Annotated in this window: 22 protein-coding genes; 5 read left to right on the top strand and 17 right to left on the bottom strand. The window is 46.0% G+C overall.

Annotated features, from left to right (window positions below; translation table 11 throughout):
* Positions 1–16 precede the first annotated feature (16 nt).
* The 5 genes from V1501_RS10785 to V1501_RS10765 form a co-directional block, all read right to left on the bottom strand.
* Complete coding sequence (locus tag V1501_RS10785; protein WP_409293184.1) at positions 17–514, bottom strand: GNAT family N-acetyltransferase; 498 nt, start codon at positions 512–514, stop codon at positions 17–19.
* 38 nt (positions 515–552) lie between these two features.
* A complete protein-coding gene (locus tag V1501_RS10780) occupies positions 553–1,194 on the bottom strand; it encodes a Bax inhibitor-1 family protein (protein WP_409293182.1) in 642 nt (213 codons plus the stop codon).
* Positions 1,195–1,323: 129 nt separating this feature from the next.
* Positions 1,324–1,683: an MEDS domain-containing protein gene (locus tag V1501_RS10775; protein WP_409293180.1), complete on the bottom strand. Its 360-nt coding sequence runs from the start codon at positions 1,681–1,683 to the stop codon at positions 1,324–1,326.
* On the bottom strand, positions 1,684–1,854 hold the full coding sequence (locus V1501_RS10770) for a hypothetical protein (RefSeq protein ID WP_409293178.1): 171 nt from the start codon (positions 1,852–1,854) through the stop codon (positions 1,684–1,686). It abuts the gene before it with no gap.
* A gap of 168 nt (positions 1,855–2,022) precedes the next feature.
* A complete protein-coding gene (locus V1501_RS10765; protein WP_409293177.1) occupies positions 2,023–2,523 on the bottom strand; it encodes a hypothetical protein in 501 nt (166 codons plus the stop codon).
* A 197-nt stretch (positions 2,524–2,720) separates the two neighbouring features.
* Here V1501_RS10765 and V1501_RS10760 point away from each other — a divergent pair, with 197 nt between their 5' ends.
* Complete coding sequence (locus V1501_RS10760; RefSeq protein WP_409293176.1) at positions 2,721–3,347, top strand: LysE family transporter; 627 nt, start codon at positions 2,721–2,723, stop codon at positions 3,345–3,347.
* A gap of 49 nt (positions 3,348–3,396) precedes the next feature.
* Here the strand turns inward: V1501_RS10760 and V1501_RS10755 are convergent, their stop codons facing one another.
* From V1501_RS10755 to mnmH, 3 genes are all read right to left on the bottom strand, one after another.
* Positions 3,397–4,743 (bottom strand): amino acid permease, encoded by a 1,347-nt coding sequence (locus V1501_RS10755; RefSeq protein WP_409293175.1) that lies wholly within the window; start codon positions 4,741–4,743, stop codon positions 3,397–3,399.
* Between the two features lie 197 nt (positions 4,744–4,940).
* Positions 4,941–6,080, bottom strand: a complete 1,140-nt coding sequence (locus V1501_RS10750; RefSeq protein ID WP_409293173.1) for an acyl-CoA dehydrogenase family protein — start codon at positions 6,078–6,080, stop codon at positions 4,941–4,943.
* Positions 6,081–6,268: 188 nt separating this feature from the next.
* Positions 6,269–7,315 (bottom strand): tRNA 2-selenouridine(34) synthase MnmH, encoded by a 1,047-nt coding sequence (gene mnmH / locus V1501_RS10745; RefSeq protein WP_409293171.1) that lies wholly within the window; start codon positions 7,313–7,315, stop codon positions 6,269–6,271.
* Between the two features lie 168 nt (positions 7,316–7,483).
* On the opposite strand from mnmH, the gene V1501_RS10740 reads away from it, so the two are divergent.
* Positions 7,484–8,548, top strand: coding sequence for a permease (locus V1501_RS10740; RefSeq protein ID WP_409293169.1), 1,065 nt, complete (start codon positions 7,484–7,486; stop codon positions 8,546–8,548).
* Between the two features lie 252 nt (positions 8,549–8,800).
* Here V1501_RS10740 and V1501_RS10735 read toward each other — a convergent pair whose 3' ends face one another.
* On the bottom strand, positions 8,801–9,310 hold the full coding sequence (locus tag V1501_RS10735) for a metallophosphoesterase family protein (protein WP_409293167.1): 510 nt from the start codon (positions 9,308–9,310) through the stop codon (positions 8,801–8,803).
* A 202-nt stretch (positions 9,311–9,512) separates the two neighbouring features.
* Here V1501_RS10735 and V1501_RS10730 point away from each other — a divergent pair, with 202 nt between their 5' ends.
* Entirely contained in the window at positions 9,513–9,800 is a 288-nt protein-coding gene (locus V1501_RS10730; protein WP_409293322.1) for a DUF6509 family protein, read from the top strand.
* A 53-nt stretch (positions 9,801–9,853) separates the two neighbouring features.
* On the opposite strand, the gene V1501_RS10725 is transcribed toward V1501_RS10730, so the two are convergent.
* Together V1501_RS10725 and mprF are read right to left on the bottom strand one after the other, a co-directional pair.
* Entirely contained in the window at positions 9,854–10,498 is a 645-nt protein-coding gene (locus V1501_RS10725) for a VC0807 family protein (protein WP_409293165.1), read from the bottom strand.
* A 19-nt stretch (positions 10,499–10,517) separates the two neighbouring features.
* On the bottom strand, positions 10,518–13,094 hold the full coding sequence (gene mprF, locus V1501_RS10720) for a bifunctional lysylphosphatidylglycerol flippase/synthetase MprF (RefSeq protein WP_409293163.1): 2,577 nt from the start codon (positions 13,092–13,094) through the stop codon (positions 10,518–10,520).
* Between the two features lie 186 nt (positions 13,095–13,280).
* Here mprF and V1501_RS10715 point away from each other — a divergent pair, with 186 nt between their 5' ends.
* A complete protein-coding gene (locus V1501_RS10715; protein ID WP_409293161.1) occupies positions 13,281–15,230 on the top strand; it encodes an AMP-binding protein in 1,950 nt (649 codons plus the stop codon).
* A gap of 247 nt (positions 15,231–15,477) precedes the next feature.
* Here the strand turns inward: V1501_RS10715 and V1501_RS10710 are convergent, their stop codons facing one another.
* The gene (locus V1501_RS10710; protein WP_409293159.1) at positions 15,478–16,374 is read right to left on the bottom strand and encodes a phosphotransferase family protein; all 897 of its coding nucleotides are present in this window, start codon (positions 16,372–16,374) and stop codon (positions 15,478–15,480) included.
* A gap of 117 nt (positions 16,375–16,491) precedes the next feature.
* The gene (locus V1501_RS10705) at positions 16,492–17,058 is read right to left on the bottom strand and encodes a TetR/AcrR family transcriptional regulator (protein WP_409293157.1); all 567 of its coding nucleotides are present in this window, start codon (positions 17,056–17,058) and stop codon (positions 16,492–16,494) included.
* A 284-nt stretch (positions 17,059–17,342) separates the two neighbouring features.
* Between V1501_RS10705 and V1501_RS10700 the strand changes: the two genes are divergently transcribed.
* Positions 17,343–18,440 (top strand): AbrB family transcriptional regulator, encoded by a 1,098-nt coding sequence (locus tag V1501_RS10700; protein ID WP_409293155.1) that lies wholly within the window; start codon positions 17,343–17,345, stop codon positions 18,438–18,440.
* Positions 18,441–18,443: 3 nt separating this feature from the next.
* On the opposite strand, the gene V1501_RS10695 is transcribed toward V1501_RS10700, so the two are convergent.
* The 4 genes from V1501_RS10695 to V1501_RS10680 all read right to left on the bottom strand — a co-directional run bounded on the left by V1501_RS10695 (position 18,444) and on the right by V1501_RS10680 (position 22,199).
* A complete protein-coding gene (locus tag V1501_RS10695; protein WP_409293153.1) occupies positions 18,444–18,815 on the bottom strand; it encodes a VOC family protein in 372 nt (123 codons plus the stop codon).
* Positions 18,816–18,826: 11 nt separating this feature from the next.
* Positions 18,827–19,858 (bottom strand): S-adenosylmethionine:tRNA ribosyltransferase-isomerase, encoded by a 1,032-nt coding sequence (locus tag V1501_RS10690; RefSeq protein WP_409293151.1) that lies wholly within the window; start codon positions 19,856–19,858, stop codon positions 18,827–18,829.
* Positions 19,855–20,589 carry an SDR family NAD(P)-dependent oxidoreductase gene (locus tag V1501_RS10685; protein WP_409293149.1) on the bottom strand — a complete coding sequence of 245 codons (735 nt, stop codon included), beginning with the start codon at positions 20,587–20,589 and terminating at the stop codon, positions 19,855–19,857. The genes V1501_RS10690 and V1501_RS10685 overlap by 4 nt, the downstream gene beginning before the upstream one ends.
* Positions 20,590–20,867: 278 nt before the next feature.
* On the bottom strand, positions 20,868–22,199 hold the full coding sequence (locus V1501_RS10680; RefSeq protein ID WP_409293148.1) for an MATE family efflux transporter: 1,332 nt from the start codon (positions 22,197–22,199) through the stop codon (positions 20,868–20,870).
* Positions 22,200–22,206 lie beyond the last annotated feature (7 nt).

The following is a 22,206-nucleotide window of genomic DNA, read 5'->3' as shown; positions in this document are numbered from 1 at the left end:
CCTTTTAAATCAACGATTATTTAAGAATTCTGACAGTATCCGCAAGCGAGAGAAAATGGGTGGCTTTAACCTGGCCTTTTGCCTTTCTGAATCCGTTTGCTTCATAAAATAAGGCTCCCCTCTCTGTGTCAGTATGAAGGAGGAGAGTCTCAAAATGCACCTCCGCCTCCCGTTTCAGCCGTCCAAGGAGCATGCTGCCGGCACCCGTACGCCTGTAGAGCGGTGATATATAAAATCTTCTCACTCTTCCTATTTTTTTCGAAGTATCATGAGGATCTTGATTAATTCCTCCAATTCCAATGAGATCCTTTCCGCGATATACACCAAATAAGCATTCGCCCGGAAGGCTGAAGCAATTTGCTCCATCTTCATATTCCTTGATCAGCCTCCCGATAAAATGAAAGCCTTCCTTCCTGCTTTCCAGCCATATTTCGGTTAGATTCTCCCCGGAAAGATCGGTAATTTTCTTCAATACTATTTCAGCCAGGAATACCTCCCCCTTCCTATCAAACAAAAAAGATGCACACAGCAGGGCTGCATACACCTTAGGTACTAGTCCCTGCTCAGGATTCCGATAAAGCGGAGCAGGTTGATGAACAGATTTAAAAAGTCGAGATATAAGGACAGCGCGAGAAGCGGCACCATCTCTTCGCTGATTCCCCTGTGTTTCATTTGATTGAAGTCATAGAGGATATAAAGGGAAAAGACCAGGGCGCCGATTCCAGAAAAAGCAAGGAGTCCGCCGTCATTCAATGGGCTGAACAGGCTGAAGATCCCTACAAAAATCAGGGCCAAAAGGGCAACCAGTAAAAAGGAGCCCAAGAATCCCAGGTCTTTCTTTGTTTTCGTGCCAACAAAGCCAAAGACCAGGAATATGCCAAGCGTCATTCCGAAGGCGTACAGCACTATCTGTGCGCCTGACTGGGAAACATAGTAATTGACGATTGGATAGGTAGTGATGCCGGAAATCAAAGCAAAGGCATATACGAATGCATAACCCACTGATTTTCTTTTTCTCAGCCAGAAAGCTGATATGAGCATAATGAGTTCAGCAATGATGAGCGGCAGCATCAGTGCCGCAGGGACAAATTGGCCTGCATATAAACCTGCAGTCGCGATGATAAGAGTAATGATGAATACTGAGATCACTTTTTGGAACAAGGATCTCCTTCCAACCGAAATAGCTTCTTGCATAAAAATTTCTCCTTCCAACGATTCATAACTGTATTACGTTACAAGCTGCCATAGGTTTCAAAAAAACAAAAAATATGCTGATTAATTCCCATAGTCCCGGCATGTATCAGTATCAGTCTTTAATTTTTATTAATGGAAGACAGCATCATGGCAGTTCTCAAGTACATCCTGCATGGACGCCGGAGTCCTGATCGAATGATAGGCACAGATGGACAGCAGCCCGTCTTCCTGGACCAGTTTGTCTGCCTTCTTTTCATAATCCGTGATTTTTTCCATAATTTCCTGTTCATTGCCCCACTCTACATGTGCCCAGGTACGGATAGTATTTGTCCCACCCGCTGTAATCGATTGTACGGTTTGCCTGAAATCCTCAATAATAGAAGGAATATGAAAGTCACCCTGCTGGAAGTAGAAGTCAAAGTTATTTTTAAAGTGAATTTTTCGAAGATAATCTTCTTTTTTCACATAGGCCAGTATATTTTCAAGCATTTAATAATTACGGTCATTATCTACAAGTAAAATATGTGTTCCTGTCTGGATTCCCGTTTCAACGAAGGAAAGGAGATCCTTCATATAAACCTCTTGATTATTATAAAGATAGAGCCAGTGTCCGCTGTCCAGTTTCATATTTTTTACCGCTTTTGCCAATTGGGTTTCCAAGTTGTGAATTCCACCTTTAGAAAAGATTGAATGTGAGAATGTAGTAATCAATGTTCTAATAATACCATGGACCATCGTGATAATCAGCAAAAATTCAAGTTTTGGTATGGAGCGGAACCATAACATTGTAACGAGGGACACCATTCCATGACTTCATATAGACAAGAGTCAGGCTGCTCCTGAAGGAAATCTCCGAATTAGAATCCATTGAATGAACCAGCCAATCACAAGCCCGGGCAGGAGGAAAAGCATAGGCAGCCAGATGATTCCAGGCAAATATCCATTCCATCTGAATTCAGAAGAATAAAAAATACCCACCGTAACAGAAAATGCTGCCCCTGCAAAAGGCAGGAAGGCAAACGGAGAGCTCCCTCCCCCTCCATCCTTAAACGCATCCCACATGGAAAAGAAATATAAACACGGATAAAATAAAATCCATCCATAATCCACTAGTTCAACGGCTTCCTGGGTTTTCCCATTAAAACTAAGCATGATGATCTGATTAAAATGTGCTTTGATGTTAATGATAAATTCAAGCAAAATGAAAATGATACCTTTTATGTACTTGCCATTCAGCAATTGTCCGAATCCTGGAAGTGCGATACTCCATATCAGTTTTTCTGCTGCCGTCACGTTCATCTGTCTTTTATGTATATTCCATGTGTCCATAAAATTACCACCCTTATCTGCTGTATCTTAAGTCTTCCACAAACAGGCGTTATTATAAGGCGGAGAGCTATCAGTACCCGGCTTTATGAATAGGCAGAAGTTCCGGCGGAAAAAAGTTTATCCCTTCAGTTGTACAAGCTGCAGCGGCTGAATACATATGTATAAGCCTATGGCGTCTGAAGGGGAGGTAGATGTATTTGAGCTTGATCCTCAGTTATATTTTTCTCGGGCTGTCCCTTGCCGCTCCGATTGGACCGGTGAATGCAGCACAGATGGATAGAGGGATAAAGGATGGATTTTGGAACGCATGGCTGGTGGGACTCGGGGCTACTGCTGCTGACATGATTTATATGCTGCTTGTTTATTTTGGGCTGGCCCAATTTATTGAAATAGGTTTCATTAAGACTTTATTATGGTCTTTTGGGAGCTTTGTGCTCATTTATACGGGCATAGAAAGCATTATTGCAGCCGGAAAAGTGTCCATCAGGAACTCAAGGGAAAAAGAGTCCTCCCTTAAATCGTTTATCTCGGGTTTTTTGATGTCCATTTCCAATCCCATCACCATTTTATTTTGGATCGGGATTTATGGTTCGGTATTGGCCAAGACTGCTTCATCTTATAGCAATGAGCAGCTTATCCTTTACAGCTCAGCCATTTTCAGCGGAGTATTGCTTTGGGATGTAACCATGGCGGCTGTATCCAGCGGATTCCGAAGGATTTTGCGTTCGGGGCTGCTGACGCTCATTTCGATACTTTCCGGAATATCGCTGATTGGTTTCGGAATTTACTTTGGATATCAGGCCTTTAAGGAAATATTTCTATAATAATAACCGCCTGAAAAGAGCAGGCGGTTATTATTATAGAACCGTATTGTCAATCAAGGCCGCTTTTAATCGTCTCCCTGTCCCAAAAAGATTTCATGAGGAAGGCCACAGCTCCTATGACTAAAACAAAAGCGAGGCTGATAAAAAAGCCGGGCCTGGTTTCTTTTTCAAACAGGGTTCCGCTTACTGCCAAGGCGATAAGGATGATGCCGGTCCATCTCTTGATCGTCTCTTTTGTCCGGGGCTTAGAGAGCTTCTGTGATGAAAGCAGTATGAATGTCCAGTTATAAAGCAGCATCAGCCCTGCACCCGTAGTGACATATTCATATAGCCTGCCGGGCATCAAAAGAGCTGCAAGAATGGAAAGAGCCAGGACAAACACAGTCAGGAACAGGGAAGGAACCGGAACCTTCAGCTTTCCCTGCAATGAAAATACTTTCGGTGCGTCACCATCCTCTGACAGTGTCATGAGAATGCTGGTCACTGCGAATAAAGAAGCGACCATGGTGGAAAAACCCGCCACAATCAATGCGGCATTAAAGATGTCAGGAATAAGCGGAAGATGATATTTATCCAGCGCCGAGACAAAAGGACTTTCCTTTGTATTAATACGGCTGCTGCTGACCAGAACGACCGCAAGAGCTACTGATATCAGATAAATCACCGTCAAAAGAAGGAGCATCAACTTACCCGATTTGGGTGCATCTTTTTTATCCTTCAAACGGATGGCCATGATTCCCATAATTTCGATGCCGCCGAAAGCATAGAACGCATAAATCAGCGAAGACCAGAGACCTCTGTAGCCATTCGGAAAAATTTCTTCCATCGTGCCCGGGAAATTCGTATTTGAACCGTGGCTGTCTATCACGCCGAACAAGGCTAGAAGGGCAATGACGATAAACATGAGGATGGCTGCCACCTTTGTGACAGCGAAAACATTCTCCAGCTTATCAAAGCCTTTGGTGCCAATGAGGAGAACCACGATCCCGAGAATCCCGAATCCTGCCGCAAACAGCCACATCGGGACACTTGGGAACCAGAACCTTGCAAAGATGGACAGGGCGGTGAGCTGGCTTCCCATGATCAAGAGCTCCGAACACCAATAAGTCCATCCACAGCCAAATCTTGCCCATCTGCCGAAAGCCTGGTTTGCATAAGCACAGAAGGATCCCTTTTGGGGATCTGAAGCTGCAAGTTTTGAAAGGGCATCAAAAACCAGGTACGTACCTGTGGCAGCAACGACAAATGAGATCAGCACTGAAGGGCCGGTCATTTTTATGGCAATGCTCGAACCCAGGAAAAAGCCCGTCCCGATGATACATCCAATGCCAATCATGGAAAGCTGCCACCATTTTAAACTTTTTTCCGAATCCGTATTACAGCCTGCCTTTTTCATTGTCGGCCTCCCTTCATTAAAAATCAATTGACTTTAATTTTTGTCCCGGAGGAAGGTTTTATGCCTGTCAATTAAAGTAAAAGGAGACTGTCTTCGGCTTTTATTTTGAAGTAGAAATAGATACTTTTAAAAAGCCGGTACAGAAGCGTAAATTTAAAATGAAAAAAATAGGATGCCATGTGACATCCTCTTTCAAATCACTCATATAGAACGGTTTTTGCCAGGACGGAGTACGAAGTATCGTCCATCGGCGGGTTATGGAGGCCGGCTCGGACATCCCTGTAGTAACGCTGAAGCGGATTTTTCCGCTGAAGGCTTTTGGCTCCAACAATCCTCATTGCCTTATCTACGATTGAAAGGCTGGTATTCGTGACGCTCGTTTTGACTGCCCCCAGTTCCCTGGCAAGCTCTTCCCGCATGCTGCCTTCTTCCCATTTATCTGCAACCGAGTATAATAAGTGTCTGGCTTGCAGGTATTCCAATTCCATTTCCCCGACCAGGCGCTGCACATTTGGCAGGTCTCTTATCGGCCCATTGAGGCTGTTGGGACTGTATTCCCTCGCGAATTTCAGGGCATAATTTCTCGCTGCACCGGCGATGCCGATATAACATGCCGGAATATGGAGCAGCCAGCCCTCTCCCAAAGTTTTACGTTTCCCGGGCTTTTCGACAAAGTACCTATCCTCTACTTGAACCTGGTCCAAAATTAAATCATTGCTTGCTGTTCCCTGCATCGAGATCATATCCCATGTATCCTCAAAACTTACTCCCTCCTGATCCCGGTGAACGAGGAACCAGCCAACTCCGTTCTCTTCCTCCACCCATGCACTGACCTGAATGAGGTCGAGCACAGGTGATAATGTGGTATATGTTTTCCTTCCTGAAAGGATCCAGTGATTGCCTTCTCTCCTGGCAGAAGTTCCCGGACGGCCTCCCCTTGTCGGACTTCCCGTCTGGGCCTCTGTTGCTGCGCTGTTAAGCAAGGCACCATCGGCAACCTGATGGAACACTTCATCCAGTACGTCGGGTTTCCAGTGACGCTTTTCCGCCAGCTGGTGCACGATTCCTACATGCCAGCCGATTGCAAGGGAAGTTGGGCCGCATGCCATTGCGATTTTCTCCTGGCCGAGAAGAAAGTCATAAAGGCCCCCTCCCAATCCTCCATATTCTTTAGGAAGAGTAAGACGGGTATAACCGAAGTCCTTGAGTTCCTGGATGTTATCAAAAGGGAATGCACCGGATTCATCCAAAGCTTCGGCCCGTTCAGAAAAACGCTCAGTGAGCTTTCCCAATTTTTCCATATAATTCTTTTGTTGTTCATTTTTATAAAAAATCATTACTTATCCCCCTTTATTCCGAGTAAAGTACTTATATTTTATAGTGAAGGAAGTATTATGAACATCATTTTGCCTTATACATCAGTACTGGCATTTATATACTTAAGCAAATCTTTTCAAAAAAACAGTCTAAAATATCTAGAAAAAAGAGCGGAAGTGATTATATTCCGCTCTTTTTCATCTTTTATTCATTTAACGGTCCTTGCGGTATCCGGCAGGAATTTCTTTAAGGCAAGAAGCGCTTCCTCCGCGTTTTTGGCTTTGATGGTCTTGATATTTTCCTTCGGATAATTTCCTTTAGAAAAATCATAACGGGGATCATAATAATGTTTCAGCAGGAGGGCCACCGCTGTTTCGAAATCTCCTCTTTCCAGGGAGCTGCCGATTTCAGCTGCAATTGGTGTATGAATCCTTCGTTCTATTTTTTTGAACGCTTTAATGCTTTCTTCCTGATGAAGCCATGGCTGATAATCGTCGAGAATATGCTTGACCCTTTCTTCAAGAGGCATATCAATGAATATCTGTTTTCCCGAAAGCTTCTTCTGATCCACAAAATCCGGAAGGACCACCTTCCCAATTCTCCGGCTTTCAGCTTCAAAAAGGATAAAGGGTGAATCTTTCATCTGTGTCAATTCTTCGAAAAGCAGTGCTTCGAACATTTTTTGATTATTGGGTCTTGTCCCAATCTGACCAAAAATCGAGCCTCTGTGCCCGGCCAGGCCTTCTAAATCAATGACACTGTATCCTTCCTTTTTCAGCTGATGAAGCAGCAGCGTTTTTCCGGTTCCCGTGTAACCGTTCAGAACATAGGCCTCTGATTGAATCTGAAAGTCTTCAAGCTGACTCACTACCCATTTACGATAGGCACGGAAACCGCCGCTTAAACGGAACGCCTTGATGCCCATGAGGTCAAGGACCGTTGCCGAGGTGCGGCTTCTCATTCCGCCTCTCCAGCAGAATACCGCCTTGTCCCCAGGGATGGTCTGAAATTCTTTGATGAAAGAAGGAAGTTTGGCAGAAACAATTTCAAGTCCTCTTTCTTTTGCTTCTGAAACACCTATCTGTTTATAGATGGTTCCAATCTCTTCTCGTTCCCTGTCATCAAATATGGGAATATTTATGCTGCCTGGAATGGTAGAATCCATATATTCTGAAGGGGAACGGACATCGACCAGCACCAGCTGTTTTTTTTCACGTTTAGTAAGAAGATCATCTATCATTAAATCCTGGAACAATGAAAGCTCCTCCTTTTGTAAATGCCGCAATTTCGTTAACTAATGAATTATACCATATTTTACAGTGTGATATAAGCGTTGAGACTATCAGGAAACTCATCGATATCCATGTAAGTAATAGTGTGGTAAAATGAATCTTTGATAATTTATTTAAAGGAGATTTGTGAGATGTCACCTATACATGCTGCAGTTAACAAGCCTGAAGCACATAGCAAAAAGACGATTCTTTTAGTCGGTCTCTTTCTTTTCGTCGCGATAGCCGGCCTATTTTATGTAAAATGGTGGCCTTATTATCATAAAGTCATACTTGCGTTCACCACCAGCTCTATTGGCACCTCCATTATAGGCGAAGGAGATCTGCCTGCACCTTCCTGGGACAGTGCATGGAGTTATGCTTCAGCCTACTTTGCCGCTGTTTGGAAGGCAGCTGTCCTGGGTATTCTCCTTGGGTCGCTGATTCAGGTTCTCATACCTTCCGGATGGCTTCTGAAAGTTCTTGGAAAAACATCCTTTGGCAGCACCGCAGCAGGCGGAGCAGCTTCTCTTCCCGGGATGATGTGCAGCTGCTGTGCAGCGCCGATTGCCATCGGGATGAGAAAGCGTAAGGCTTCTGTCGGTGCAAGCCTTGCTTTTTGGATTGGAAATCCTGCAATCAATCCTGCTGTGCTCATTTTCATGACCTTTGTGCTTTCCTGGAAGTTCATGCTTCTTCGCCTGGCAGCCGGGCTGATCCTGACATTTGGGGTAAGTTATTTTGCAAACCGATTTGCAAAGGACACTGAAGGGGAAGATATGGATGGACTGCTTGAGGATGCAGAACCTGTAAAAGGCTCTTTCCTTTCAAGATGGATGAAAAGCATGGGCAGCATGGTATTATACGTTGTACCAGCTTATCTTCTAAGTGTCCTCCTGCTTGGAGCTGCACGGGTCTGGCTGTTCCCTAATATCAGCGGGGCAGCAGCAGATGGAGTCCTGATCATCCTCCTGTTCGCCGTTACAGGAATGCTGTTTGTCATCCCAACAGCAGCAGAAATCCCGATTGTCCAGTCCATGATGGCGTTCGGACTCGGTGCCGGTCCGGCAGCAGCCTTACTAGTCACCCTGCCGGCCATCAGCCTTCCATCTATCCTGATGGTTGCCCGGTCTTTCCCGAAAAAAGTGATTCTTTTCGTGATGGCCTCAGTTACGGCCGTCGGTACGATCAGCGGCATTATCGGAATGTATTTGTTTTAATCAGAAGGGCAGCCGGCCTTATGCTGGCTGCTCTTTTTGCTTGTGATCCTTTCTAAAGGCTATTTTTGGGTTTCAATTTTAAAAAATTTGGTTTTTTCATGGAGTAATTAAGAACAGTAAGTTCTTACAATGCCTAAGAAGGGGTAAACGATGTGATGCTTTATTTGGCATGGGCTGATTTCATGGCTTAACCATGACTCCTGGCCGTATAGTCATCAGCCTATTTAGGCTGCAGTAATACCGTGGAACTGGTTATTCTTCATAAACAGGCTTATCGAAAAAAACATGCCGGGCGCTCACACTGCCCCCCTCAATGGTGAGAATTCCGAATGAATAACGGGGCTGCCGCCTCTTGTCAGTCGGGGAACCAGGGTTGAATATAAGGATTCCACCCTCCTTCTTCAGGAGGGGAATATGCGAGTGGCCGAATATGACCGCCTGAACCTCCTCGTCTTCAAACGCTGCCCTGGCTCTTCTTTCTGTTGTAAGACCCTTGCCATGTCCATGCGTGACGCCAATTCTTACGTGCCCTGATTCCACTATGATTTTTTCAGGGAAGAGCTTCTTGATGTCTTCTCCGTCCACATTTCCATATACGCCCTTGACTTCCCCATACAAAGAAAGTTCCTTATATACATCAAGTGTCTGCCAGTCACCCCCATGAATAATCAAATCACAATTCTCTAAATCAGCTTTAAGCTGAACTGGCAGTGACCTTCCCTTCCTCGGCATATGCGTATCCGACAAAACCACTATTTTCACTTCATTTCCCTCCACACCTGCTTTTCTTTACCATACCCATTTCCTTTACCGGCCTAATCAAAGTCTGGGGAAAAACCTGGAAGGTGGGGACTTCCCCTATTTCTGGGAAATAGAGACAGCCCACCCTTCCCTCTTTGATAATTCGCTGGACTACAGGTATACTATTTTAATATCTAAGTTTTAAGAGAGAGGTTTGGTTGTGATGCTGACTATAGTGAATCATGAAGCTGGAGAGATTAAGGATCCATTCGGGATTTTAAGCGGGCGCAGGTTCGAGTTCTTCATCCAGGCAGAAGTTCCGGAGGATGATGAGCTGTATACGGAGCAGGGCATTTATATACGTGCTGTGTTCCTGCTGGATGAAGGGAAATCATCCCTTGTCAGCTATACGATCCATGAATATGAAACAGAAAAGGTTCTGGATTTCGAATTGGATGAAGAGGAAGAGAAGATGCTGGCTGATTATTGCAGGGAGCATACCCCCGAATAATCAGGAAGCAGAAAGGGGCAGCCCGGATATCCCGGTGCTGCCCCTTCCTGTTTTTAAAGAATCGGATTGCTTCCGTCTTTTTTATCTGTGCTGTTCTCAGCCATGATTTTGGTTATATAATAATACCCGAACACAGTCAGCAGCGTAACTCCCCAGCTGAATGCCTGCCTCAGCAGGATACCTTTATCAAAGGCGTCCACGCCATATTCCCTGATCAGATAAATCTTTACCACTCCAAGTACAATATCCCTCATCGCAAACGCCAGGGTAATCCATTTAAAAACAAGAAGCGGCTTCTTTCTATAAAACAGCTCCTTAGTCTTCTCCCTGTCACTTCCCTGAAGTTCTACCACATCCAGCGTAAAAAGAAGGGCTATAGGCTTATTGATAATGATCGAAATCAAGAAAACGCCGCCGAGCACGAAAAGATAATAAGCATTGTTCCAGAGAAGCTGTATCGCTGAACCTGCCAGTACATCAATCAATGTGCCAATGACCAGGTTAATCAGGATGAAGAGGCCAAAGAAATTTACTTTTTTCACTTCAAAAAAGCGGTATAAACTATAGATGATCCCTGGTACAGAAGAGAGAAGCATTGCATAATAATCGCCGAGCATTCCCCTGCCGCCATTCCAGACCAAAAGCGGTACTGCCACATAAAATATAAGGTCCAGTATCAAGATATTTTTTTTCATCATTTTCCCTGCCTTAACTGTTTTATTGATCGTTATGCCGTTCTTCCCTGGACAGCTTGACGGCCCTTCCAGGCTTGTTTCTTCTCGTACGGGCCATCAGGAATGAAAGCTGAAGCATCAGGATCGGCAGCGATGACTTCTTCCGGTAACCAAGATAGTTAGGCTCCCTTTCATCTCCATATTTCAGGTTAAAACGGCTGATGCTGTGAAAAGGATATAAATAATACCCGGACATATAAATCAGCGATGCCGCCTTTTCGGAAGATGTCATATACTTTTCCGTGCTGCCGCCTGTCAGCGGTGTGATTCCCAGGTTGAAGGAATCGTATCCCCTTTCTGCCGCCCACTTTAAAAGACAGCTTAATAAATAATTCATAGAGCCGCCGGGTGCCTGCAGGGTATGACGCAATAGATCTGCCCTGATGGTTGAACTTGAATCGAATCCGGGAATCACCACCGCAAAGGCGATGATATGTCCGCCTGGATCTTTAAGGGTGGCCAGCGGAAATTGGTTCAGGTATTCTTTTTGAAAAGAAGCGTGAGAGAAGCCCTTTTCCTTCCTGCCATCCAGCCATTCCTCCGATACCTTCTCCGCTTCTGCCAGTAGACTGTCTGTATAAGGCGGCTGAACTACCTCAAACTGATAGTTCTGTCTCGAGAACTTGCTGTTTACGATATCCAGTTTTCTTTTTGGTCCTCTTTCCAATTCCTTTAAATTCACGAGTGTCTCCTCGCCCAGTTTATAAAAATCATAGCCGTGGGCATTTAGAAAGGGAAGCATGGAACTCCTGACCTGGTAATAGACCAATGAAAGACCGAAACGGTCGGCTTCATCCTGGAATTCTTCCATGGCATCAATAAAATCGTCTCTTTTCCCGGAAGGTCCGCCCAAAATGACCAGTTTATCTACAAAGCGCCTGTAGGCAAACAGCACCGTTCCGGAACTGCTGAAATATACATACGTATCCGGCATGTAAAGAAGATTGGTAAAGCCGTTACCGCCGTAAGCTGTCAATATTTTTTTAATACGTACAAGATTCATGCTTGCAGCAAGGAACGGAAATTTCGAGGACCGGCTGAGTGCCCAGCCTGCCCCCATCACAAATCCGCAAATCAAAAGCCCGGCAATACCACTCCGGAAAAGTTCTGTGGAATCCTGGATAATATACGCTTCGAACCTTGCCGGCATCCTTCCCTCCGACTGCGGGAGGTTCAAATAACCTGCCGTAAAATACAAGGCGATGAACAGCAGGAACATCGCCCCGTCAAAAATCCCCCTTCCCCATGAAAAGGAAAACTGGACACGGTAAAACCGGTTTCTTGCTGCATAAAGAAGGAGTGCCACTCCCAGTGAGAATAAGGCTTCCTTAACATCCAGGCCTTTGAAAAATGTAAATAAAGAACCAAGTATGAGGATGCCAAGGGTTAAATAATAAACCCATCTGACTCTAAGCTCGATTCCCCTGGCCAGCGCCAGCAGGGTAAAGCCCGAGGCGACTGAAAGCTGATGTGAGATTCCTACAAATCCGGATGGGAAAACCTCGCTTAGTGCCTTGATTCCTCCAAGTGCTGATGGGAATGCTGCTGACAGAAGCAGGATGATTCCTGTCAGGAAGACAAGGAATGTTAAAAGTCCATGACTGATATTTGCCGCTGTATACGACGGGAGGTTTCGCCATTTGTTATTGAGTACGCTCCAAAAATGTCTTCCAAGGAGAAAGCTTGAAAGGAGCCAGGGGAAAAAATTATAGGTGATCCTATAGATAAGCAGGAGCAGGACCACTTTTTCCTTAGGCAGGCCATAGGATTCGCTGCCCAGCATAAAGATTAAATCAAAGGAGCCAAGACCGCTTGGGATCATGCTGAGGACCCCTGCGCAGGCAGCGGTCAGGTAGACAGGAGCCAGTGCCAGTAAACTAATGTCAAGTCCCATCACTCTTGCTGCACCCCACATGGTCAGCATAGCGCAAAACCACTCAGCGAATGAGACGAGAATCAGCGCAATCTCATATTTAGCCTGCGGTACGCGGCTCTTCCCTCCCTTCCCTTTTAAATGAAGGGTAATGAGAAGCACCGGCAGGTAGGCCGCGATGGCCAGTATACCGGCATAAAGCCATTTGTATGTTTTAAAAACCGGTGAATCCAGAATTCCTACTATAATCAGCCAGCTCAGGAGCGACAGGCCTGACAGATAGAATACGGAAATCTTGGCTATAGCCTTGATGATCTCCATCCGGCTTTGATCCCTGGTTTTATAAAAATAAGTCCTGATTGCAGCCCCTGTGAGGCCTCCGAACCCAAGGAAGTTTGAATATGCATTTGCAATGAAAGAATACTGCAGCAGCCTTTTGACGGCAAGTCTCCTGCCGAGGAGCTTCATAAGTATCACATCAAAGAAACTCATGGGCAAAACAGCAATAAGGCCGAAGGATAGAATAAGAAGAGCTTTATGGTAACCTACATCCGAGGCATGCTTTTTCAGCAGCCCGGCATCTATCCCTGCGATGAATCTTCCACCCTCATAACCCACAAAAAGGAGTATAGCGAGCGGGAGCAGGAATTTAACTGCCGAGAAAGCTTTTGTTTTTGTAAATTTCATATATTCTCCGCCTATATCTTAGTTAGCTGTATCACATGCAGAATTCCTGCCCTTTTATTTTACTCTTATCTTCCATTTATATCTAGCCATGCCTTGATTTTAGGATTTAGTTTCCAAAGGCTGGAGTGTCCTTTATAATAAACTTGTATATTCAGAATTTTACCTATTTTCAAACTGGAGGTTATTATGACGCATTCGCCTGTTTGGTTTCCTAGTGAGGAGTACAAAAAGTCAACCCGACTGTACAATTGGATGGAAAAGCTGGGTTTTGAGGACTATGATTCTTTTTTTCTCCAATCCATTGATGATGTTTCGTGGTTCTGGGAAGAAGCCGTCAAGGAACTGGGGATAGCATGGCACCGTCCATATAAAAAGACCCTGGATTTAAGCAGCGGCCTTAAATATCCCAAGTGGTTCCAGGGAGGAAAAATGAATATTGTCCATAATGCAGTTGAAAAATGGACAAGCGATCCAGTAATGGCCGAAAGGCCAGCCCTCATTTGGGAAGGAGATGATGGTCTTGTCTCAACCTATTCTTTCAGAAAATTAAAAGAGGAAATAGATAAAGCCGCCGCGGGTCTTGTAAGTGTGGGAGTAAAGGAAGGCGATGTTATAGCCATTTATATGCCGATGATTCCCGAAACCGTATTTGCCATGCTTGCTGCCGCCAAAATCGGGGCGATCTTTTCCCCTGCTTTCTCCGGATATGGGGCTGAAGCGGTAGCTGCGAGAATTAATGCCTCAGGAGCTAAATATCTCATCACCGCTGACGGTTTTTACCGCAGAGGCAAGGCAATTCAGATGAAAAAGGAAGCGGACAGGGCCGTGGAACTTTCTCCGGGAATTGAGAAGGTCCTGGTCGTCAGGCGGACACACGCGGATATCCCCTGGAATAAAAGCAAAGACGTCGAATGGTCGGGGCTTGTAAAGGAAGGGCAGGAAATCAGGACAAAAGAATTAGATGCCTCCGCCCCTTTAATGCTCATCTATACTTCAGGCACGACTGGAAAGCCAAAAGGCGCTGTTCATAACCATGCAGGCTTCCCAATAAAGGCTGCATTTGATGCAGGACTGTGCATGGATGTAAACAAAGGGGATACCCTCTTCTGGGTAACGGATATGGGCTGGATGATGGGCCCGTTCCTCGTGTTCGGCGGACTCGTCAACGGGGCGGCCATCGTCATGTTCGAGGGCACCCCTGATTTTCCGAATCCTGGACGGATATGGGATTTGACCGAAAAGCATAAAGTAACACACCTGGGCATCTCCCCCACTCTTATCCGAAGCCTGATGCGCCACGGGACAGACTGGATCGACCAGCATGATCTGACGTCACTAAAGGCTGTCGGTTCAACCGGGGAGCCATGGAACCCTGAACCCTGGATGTGGCTTTTTGAAAATGTCTGCAAGAGGAAAGTCCCGATTATCAATTATTCCGGCGGTACAGAAATTTCCGGGGGCATCCTTGGGAACGTCCTGCTGAAGCCTATATCTCCCATAACCTTTAATTCTCCTATTCCGGGGATGGATGTGCATGTTTATGATCAAGAGCAGAACCCCGTGCTTAACGAGGTCGGCGAACTGGTCATCCTGCAGCCATGGGTCGGAATGACCAATGGATTTTGGAAAGAAAACGACCGATATGAAAGCGCATACTGGAGCCGGTGGGGAGATACATGGGTGCATGGCGACTGGGTGATTCAGGATTCAGAAGGCTTCTGGACCATCACCGGGCGGTCGGATGATATCCTGAATGTGGCCGGCAAGCGTCTAGGACCCGCAGAACTGGAATCAGCTCTCGTCGAGCACCCGCTGGTGGTGGAAGCGGCGGCCATCGGAGTGCCGGACGCAGTCAAAGGGGAAACAGCAGTCTGTTTTGCAGTCCTGAAGTCGAAGCCTGCAGAGACAGCTGTGCTCAAGCAGGAATTGCTTCAGATCGTAGGCAATCATCTTGGAAAAGCGCTGCTGCCAAAGGAGATATTCTTTGTGGACGAACTCCCTAAAACAAGGAATGGGAAAGTCATGCGGCGGGTCATCCGAGCCGCCTATATGAACCAGAACACAGGGGATATATCATCGCTCGAAAACCCAGCGGTCCTGGAAGCAATCAAAAATATGAATCTTTCTAACTTATAAGAAAAAACAAAAAAAGCGTCTGGCTGGCAGGCGCTTTTTCTGTGGAAAAGTAGGCGGAGCTGCATGGAACATAAGGCTTTAAGCAGCCAGGTATGAATATAATTCATCTCGCTGGCATTCTTGTTACTTACTCTGCTCCATCGCCTCATTTTGTTTCTGCTCTTGTATACGTTCTTTTCATGCATTCCACTGAGAGTATAAAACTCATGGTTGGTTTTCTATACCTTTATCCTCAAACTTCCTCTATTCACCTGAAAATATGCTGTATGTACAGGTCAGCCCGCACCCTCATCAGCTCATCCGTCAATCCGCTGACTCCATGTTCGGTCCATCCCCTATAGACGGCCGGTTCCGGCAGAATTTCCATCAGTCCCTTTAAATCCCAGAAAGGTTCATAAGAAAGAGGCGCCAACTGCTGATAGCCGTCCAGGAAGTCATCAGCTTCCTGAACTCCATACAGGAGGGCCAGATTCAGGCGGCAGTGGGCAAGGTCCATCTGCTTCGGGCCCAGACAGGCATTTACCCAGTCAACCACCCCGCTGATTTCCCCATTCTCCCACATTACGTTCACTGGATGAAAATCCCGGTGAATGAAGCCCTGAGTTCCTTTATGCTGTCCGTTCCGGACTGCGGCTATCCCTCTTGACCATAAATCCGGACAGCTGCTCCATTCAGGAACCGACAGTGATTCAGAATTATAATAAGGATAATACCGCCACCCAAAGTCCGGCGGCGGGTCCAGGGAATGAATAGCGGCCAGCACTTCAGACAGCTGGCGGAGCCAGCGGCTTCGGTCTGCTGGGAAGAGCTCGACTCCCCCTTTAAGACAGGTCATCAAAACGGCCGGACAGCCGCAAAAAGTTCCTGACGGATCAAAAGCAAGAAGCTGGGGTGTATGGAAGGGCAAATCATTAACGGCTGTAAAGGCGGAGGCTTCATGCAATGCAAGATCCGGCTCTGCTTGGAGCCATTCTCTATCAGTGTAGAGCCGCAGGACTGCTTCCATGGACTTCCCGTCCGCCCGCACAGCAATTTTATACATTTCTGCGGAAGTTCCGCCGGTCAGTACCAGCACAGATTGGACGGAATCAGCGCCAAGAGACGTCTTTATCCAATCCAACTGGTTATTTGTCAGTAAACTCATTGTTTCAACCTCTTTTTGTTTTCGCAAATAAAGCGGTTTGCATATATGTGCAGGTCCGCTTCTGGATAAGACATACCAAATTGATATCTTCTGAGATTTTTCTTGGTAATGCTTGCCTCATTGTGTGGAAAAAACGCCAGAGAAAAACAGAGCCTGTCTCTTGTCCTCTTCCTCGGTGTTATTTACCTTGGTTTTCATCCCTTTTATGACTACATACAAAGCTGAACCGAGAAAAACTCCTTCCTGTCTCTCCGGAGTCTTTCCTTCTGTAAATAGAAGAGACAGCTTTTGGCTGATCCCCTCACTCGTCCGCTCCATTCTGTGCAGGATCTCCTGTTTTAAAGTAACGGGCGGAAAATAAATGATCTGGATCCAGAGGAGGCATGGCAGCCTGTCATTCCTCGCCTGCCTTGCGACCTCCATCAAAATTTCATAGATCCTGTCCCTTAGGGCAAGCCCTTTAGTCCTTGTAATCAATTCTTCTATGAAGGACGTATAATAAGTTCCCAGAAAGTCCGTGACAGCCAAATATATTTCTTCCTTACTTGTGAAATACGTTCTGATCATAGAACACGTTATACCAATTTCCTTTGCGATTTCTACCGGGCATGTAGCATCAAATCCTTTAATGGCGAAATGCTTAAGTGCTGTTTCCCGAATGATAACAGCGGTGGATGTATTCATTTTCCTTCCCCTTCCTGCCGCCTGAGAGATTAGGACGGCAGATGATCTTGAATTAAATAATAACTTACTCAGTTCCATGGCAAATCGCCCAGACAGTTTGTCAGCGTGTCAGGGAATATCACGGCAATAGTTTTTTTAATATTCCAAATTCATATTACTCATTCTATCATAGAGGTCTCTTTCCACAAAGAAATGTGGGTGGCAAAAAACTAATTTATTGTAATTTCAAGAAATCCATACTAAGTTAATAGAGAAATAAAACTAGCTGGATTGAAGGTAATTCATTGAAAATCTCTATTTTTTCCGTACATAGTAAAAAGCAGGACTTTTTATTTACATTAACTTGTGCATGTGCAGGGGGGATCCTTTTCTGGGCGGCCCAGCTGCCTCTTCCCTGGCTTCTTGGCCCTATGGCTGCAGTCATTATATTTTCACGCTTCCCTAAAGCAGGAGCCTGCTGGCCGGTCCAGCTGAGAGATGCCGGCTTGATTATCGTCGGGTACTCACTCGGGCTTTCTTTTACAAGGGATGCTGTCATCGGAATCGGCTGGCATCTGCCGGCAATGTTTGCATCTACAGTACTTCTCATCCTTTTTTGCGCTGTGATGGCTTTCATCACCTCCCGGGTGACGGGCTTCGATTATCCTGCCATCCTCCTCGGCAGCATTCCCGGAGGACTTTCACAGATTGTTGCTCTCGCAGAAGAAATCAAGGGAATTAATATATCGATCGTTGCTTTCATGCAGGTCTCACGCCTGATCATGATTGTAAGCCTGATCCCTCTTTTGATATACAGCCCCTTATTCGGCGGCCATAGAGGAGAAGGCCATGAGGCTGTTTCTTTTGAAGAGTCTTCGCCCCTCATATTGCTTTTATTCTCTGCAGCCTGCATCGCCGGTGCGCTGCTTGCGAAGAAATGGAAACTTCCAACGCCTTTCCTGCTTGGGCCGATGGCCGGTGCGGCCATCCTGGTCTTGCTGGGAATTGATGGCGTCAGCCTCCCCGGATCTGTTATGAATTTTTCACAGTTCTTGATCGGCGGGTATGTAGGTTTATTGGTAAAGCCAGGACTCATTCAGAAAAAAGTTCAGTTTTCGGTATTGAGCCTGCTGAACGGCCTCTTTTTAATCGGAGGTTCTTTCTTAATCAGCCTTGTTCTTACCCGTTTTTATTCTTTCAGTCCGGTTACAAGCTATTTAAGCACAGCCCCCGGGGGAATGGACCAGATGGGGATCATCGCTCATGACGTAAAAGCCGATCTTTCAGTCGTAACAGCTTTTCAGTTATTCCGGATTTTCTTTATTTACTTTGTAGTCCCGCCTCTGCTTAAGACCCTGTTCGCTAAACTCAGAAAGAAAGAAACGGCCAAAAGCCGGAGCTGACCATCAGCCCCGGCTTTCTTCATCATGAGTTAAAAATTCAATTTCTTCACCGCTTGGCCCCTTTATAAAAAGGGACTTCCAGCCGTTTTCATAACAATTGAGTTCAAACGAATCCTGCATTCCCCGGCTCTTCAGGCGTTCCTTCAACTTTTTGAGATTTTTTGTCCTGAAGCAGAGATGGAGGCAGCCGGCTTCTTTCCTGCTTACTTCCCCGACCTTAATCAACTCTAGCATCAAGCGGCCATCCGAGATGAAAACCAGCTCCTCTCCGCCCAGATTTAATCTCTGTTTAACCGTGAACTGCAGAATATCCTGGTAGAAGGAAAGCGACTCATCCAGACTGGAGGTTTCAATCCCAATATGATGGAAATCCATAATGTTCTCCTTTAAATGATTAAGTTCATGTCACCGAATTCATGCCATAAATAGCCTTTTTTTACAGCATCCCGGTAAGCCGCCATCAGATAAGGCATTTCAATGAATGCAGAAAGCATATCCAGATGACTCGCTTCCGGCTCATGCAGTCCGGTCAATATCCCGTCTGCCAGCTGAAGGTGGTGCCTGGAGTGAATATAAAGATTAGTCCAGCCGGACAGCTGATTGTTCCGGGCGGCTGTTTCTAGCGCCCGGACAACTGTCGTGCCTGCGGCGATTACCCGGTTTCCTCTATTTCGCGCTTCCATCACAGCCTGCATGGCCGCTTCAGGTATGAAAAATTCCTCACTATTCTCCCCTGGGTTCATTTTCCATTTGTCATCCAAGAAATAACTGAGTCCCGTATGAAGCTGCAAAAAGACGATCTTGATCCCTTTTTGCTGCAGCTTAAATAACAGCTCCCAGGTAAATGCCCTTCCTGCTGAAGGCATCTCGATGGATCCGGGATGTGAGGCGAATACAGTCTGATAATATTCCAATCCCCATGGTTCTGTTATATATTCATATCGTACCGGCTCGCCCAGGCGGTAAATAGAATCCAAAAGCTTTGACCCGCTTTCTGTAAAAACCACTGTCTGAAGCGGTTTGTTGTCATGGCTTATTTTTACTTCCGCCTGCAGCGTTTCTGAGAAATGAAGCATATCTCCCGCTCTTACATTAGTGGCTGCAATCAGCACTTCCCATGTATTCTCGGACAGCCTGCGGGCAAGTCTTACCTCTGCATGTTCCTTGACCGTATGGAACAGCCTCTTAATTTCCGCCTTTAAAACCGCAGGCAGTGTCCTGCTGTTATTTAAGACCAAAACATCTCCCTTGTTCAGGTATTGACCGAGATTATGGAACGTATCATCTTTAACTTCACCGGTCCTTCTGTCGAGAGCCATCAATTTAACAAAGTCACGTCTGATTCCCCTTTTTTCCGCCGGAACCGAAGCATTCAAGTCATCCGGCAGGTAAAAGCGGGTAGATGTTAGAGGCATCATGCTTCCTCCTCCTCCCTAAATTCCTGCGCCGCATAACGGCTGCCGGTTTTTAACATGGACCTGTCTGAAGCAAGGTATAAGAAAACATCCAGCACCTGCTCGGGTTCTGCAAGTTCATAGTCACAGTCCGGCACTGCCCTGTCATGCATGTCTGTATTCATTTCTCCCGGATCTACCATATTCATCCTCACTGCTGTGCCTGACAATTCATCCGCCCATGTTTCAGTGAGCCCTTCCACAGCAAACTTGGAAATACCGTATGCTCCCCAGCCTGCATAGCCCGTGTTCCCTGCCTCGGATGTCACATTAATCACAGAGCCTGAATTTCTTTCAAGCATACCTGGCAGAACCCGTTTTGTTATTAAAAAAGCACTTAATGCATTGACTCTAATGACTTCAAAAAAGTCATCTTCCGGAAAATCCAGCAGCTGAGGTATGGGGCTTGGCCCGAGTATGGAAGCATTGTTGATCAGCACATCGATTTTTTTGAATTCGGCCAGTGCCAGCGCTGTAAATCTTTCTGCTTCGGCTGCCAGTGAAATATCGGCACTTACCGCCAGTACCCTGACACCATACCGCTCTGCTTCCTTTTTAACATCGAGCAGCTGTTCCTCATTCCTGGCACAGATGGCAAGATCCGCACCCTTCCCAGCGAATTCCAGGGCCAGCGCCCTTCCCAGTCCTTTTGAGGCTCCGGTGATCATAATGGTCCTGCCATAAAATTCTGTCATGTTTCTCTCTCCTTCTCTCATTTATTACTTTCATTCTATTAAGAATGCGATTTGCTTTCGTCAGGAGAAGGAATGAAATTATCTACGACTTTGGACTGAAACTTCATTAGCGTATAGAGCTTTGTTTCCGGGGATGTTCTATTACTAATAAGGTAATAACGTCTGGCATCCTCTGGAACTTGAGGTCTGCCTATTAAGAACGTGTTCACGATAATCCATTAGAAAAGAGCCTTAAAAAAAGAGCTGCCTCCGTTGTGGAAGCAGCTCTCTAAAAGGGATTAACCGCGCAGTCTTTTCTTTTTCCAATTACCAAGCTTGTAATATAGAACAGCGAAGATGGCGCTGATGAAGAAGCTTGTGCCCATTCCGAAGGGAATTCCTTCTGCACCGAATCTGTTTGCAAAAGCATAGGTCAGCGGATATCTCAGCACCCAGAATGAGATGATGTTGAGTACCAGGACAGCGACCATTGCACCAGAAGCCCTTACAGCTCCATTCAATACGAAATTAATCCCTAGAAGCGGATAGAAGAAGGCAATGCCCCGCATATAATCCGCTCCAAAGCTGACGGCTTCGGGATCGTCAATGAATAAACCGATTCCGAAGTCAGCAAAACTAAAAATCAGCAACGCCACTGCAAGCATGATCCCTAAATTGTAAAGAACGGCATAGAACGATATTTTATGGACTCTGTCCCATCTGCCTGCACCAATATTCTGTCCGGCCATGGCGTTAACAGCCGTACCGAGCGCGTGGGCCGGAAGCATAAGCAGGCTGTCAAGCCTCTGGGCAGCTCCAAAGCCGGCCGTGACTCCGCTTCCAAAGGATGTGACCACACTCATAATGGCCATTACGCCTGCCGATATGACACCCATCTGCATGGCACTCGGTATCCCCAGCTTCAGAATCAAGCCTGTAACCTCTCTGTTGGGGAGGTAAGGCAATGTCAGGGGAGCCAGTTTCCGTTTAATAATAAAAGTGAGTCCATATAAAAACGAAAATCCCTGTGAAATCACAGTTGCAATCGCAGCACCATCCACTCCGAGATTCATGACAGAGATAAATATAGGATCCAGGATCGCATTGAGTACCACTGCCGCAAATACAAACCGGAGCGGCGCTTTGCTGTTTCCCATGGCCCTGAGAAGTGTACCGATAAAGTTATAGCCGAATAAAAAAAGGATGCCGAGAAAATTGATCTGCAGATAACCGGCAGCTTCAGGAATCATTTCAGCCGGGGTGCCGAGAAGACGGAGAATTGCTTCAGAAAAGAAGAAGCCTGCTGCCCCGAGAATGAGCGCCAGCGCCGTGAGTATGACCACAAATCCATTAATATACTTCTTCAGCGCCTCCCTGTCGCCCTTTCCCCTCTGCTGGGAAAGAATCGTCAAGGAGGCATTATTGATACCCAGTATAAGGGACAGTACAGTAAATATGACTGTACTAGAAACGGAAACAGCTCCAAGCGCACGGGCGCCAATTAAATTGCCCACCCAAAGACTGTCGATGAATTGATAGGAAGTCTGAAGAAGGCTGGCCAAAAGGATTGGCCCTGAAAAGATGTACAGCTGCCTGAAAATGCTTCCTTTTGTAAAGTCATGCTGTGCCACCGGTTCC

The organism is Paraperibacillus esterisolvens (genome assembly GCF_046237625.1).
In the GTDB taxonomy this organism is placed as follows: domain Bacteria; phylum Bacillota; class Bacilli; order Bacillales; family DSM-1321; genus Paraperibacillus; species Paraperibacillus esterisolvens.
Note: the sequence above shows the minus strand (reverse complement) of the source record. Positions and strands in the feature narration are given on the sequence as shown.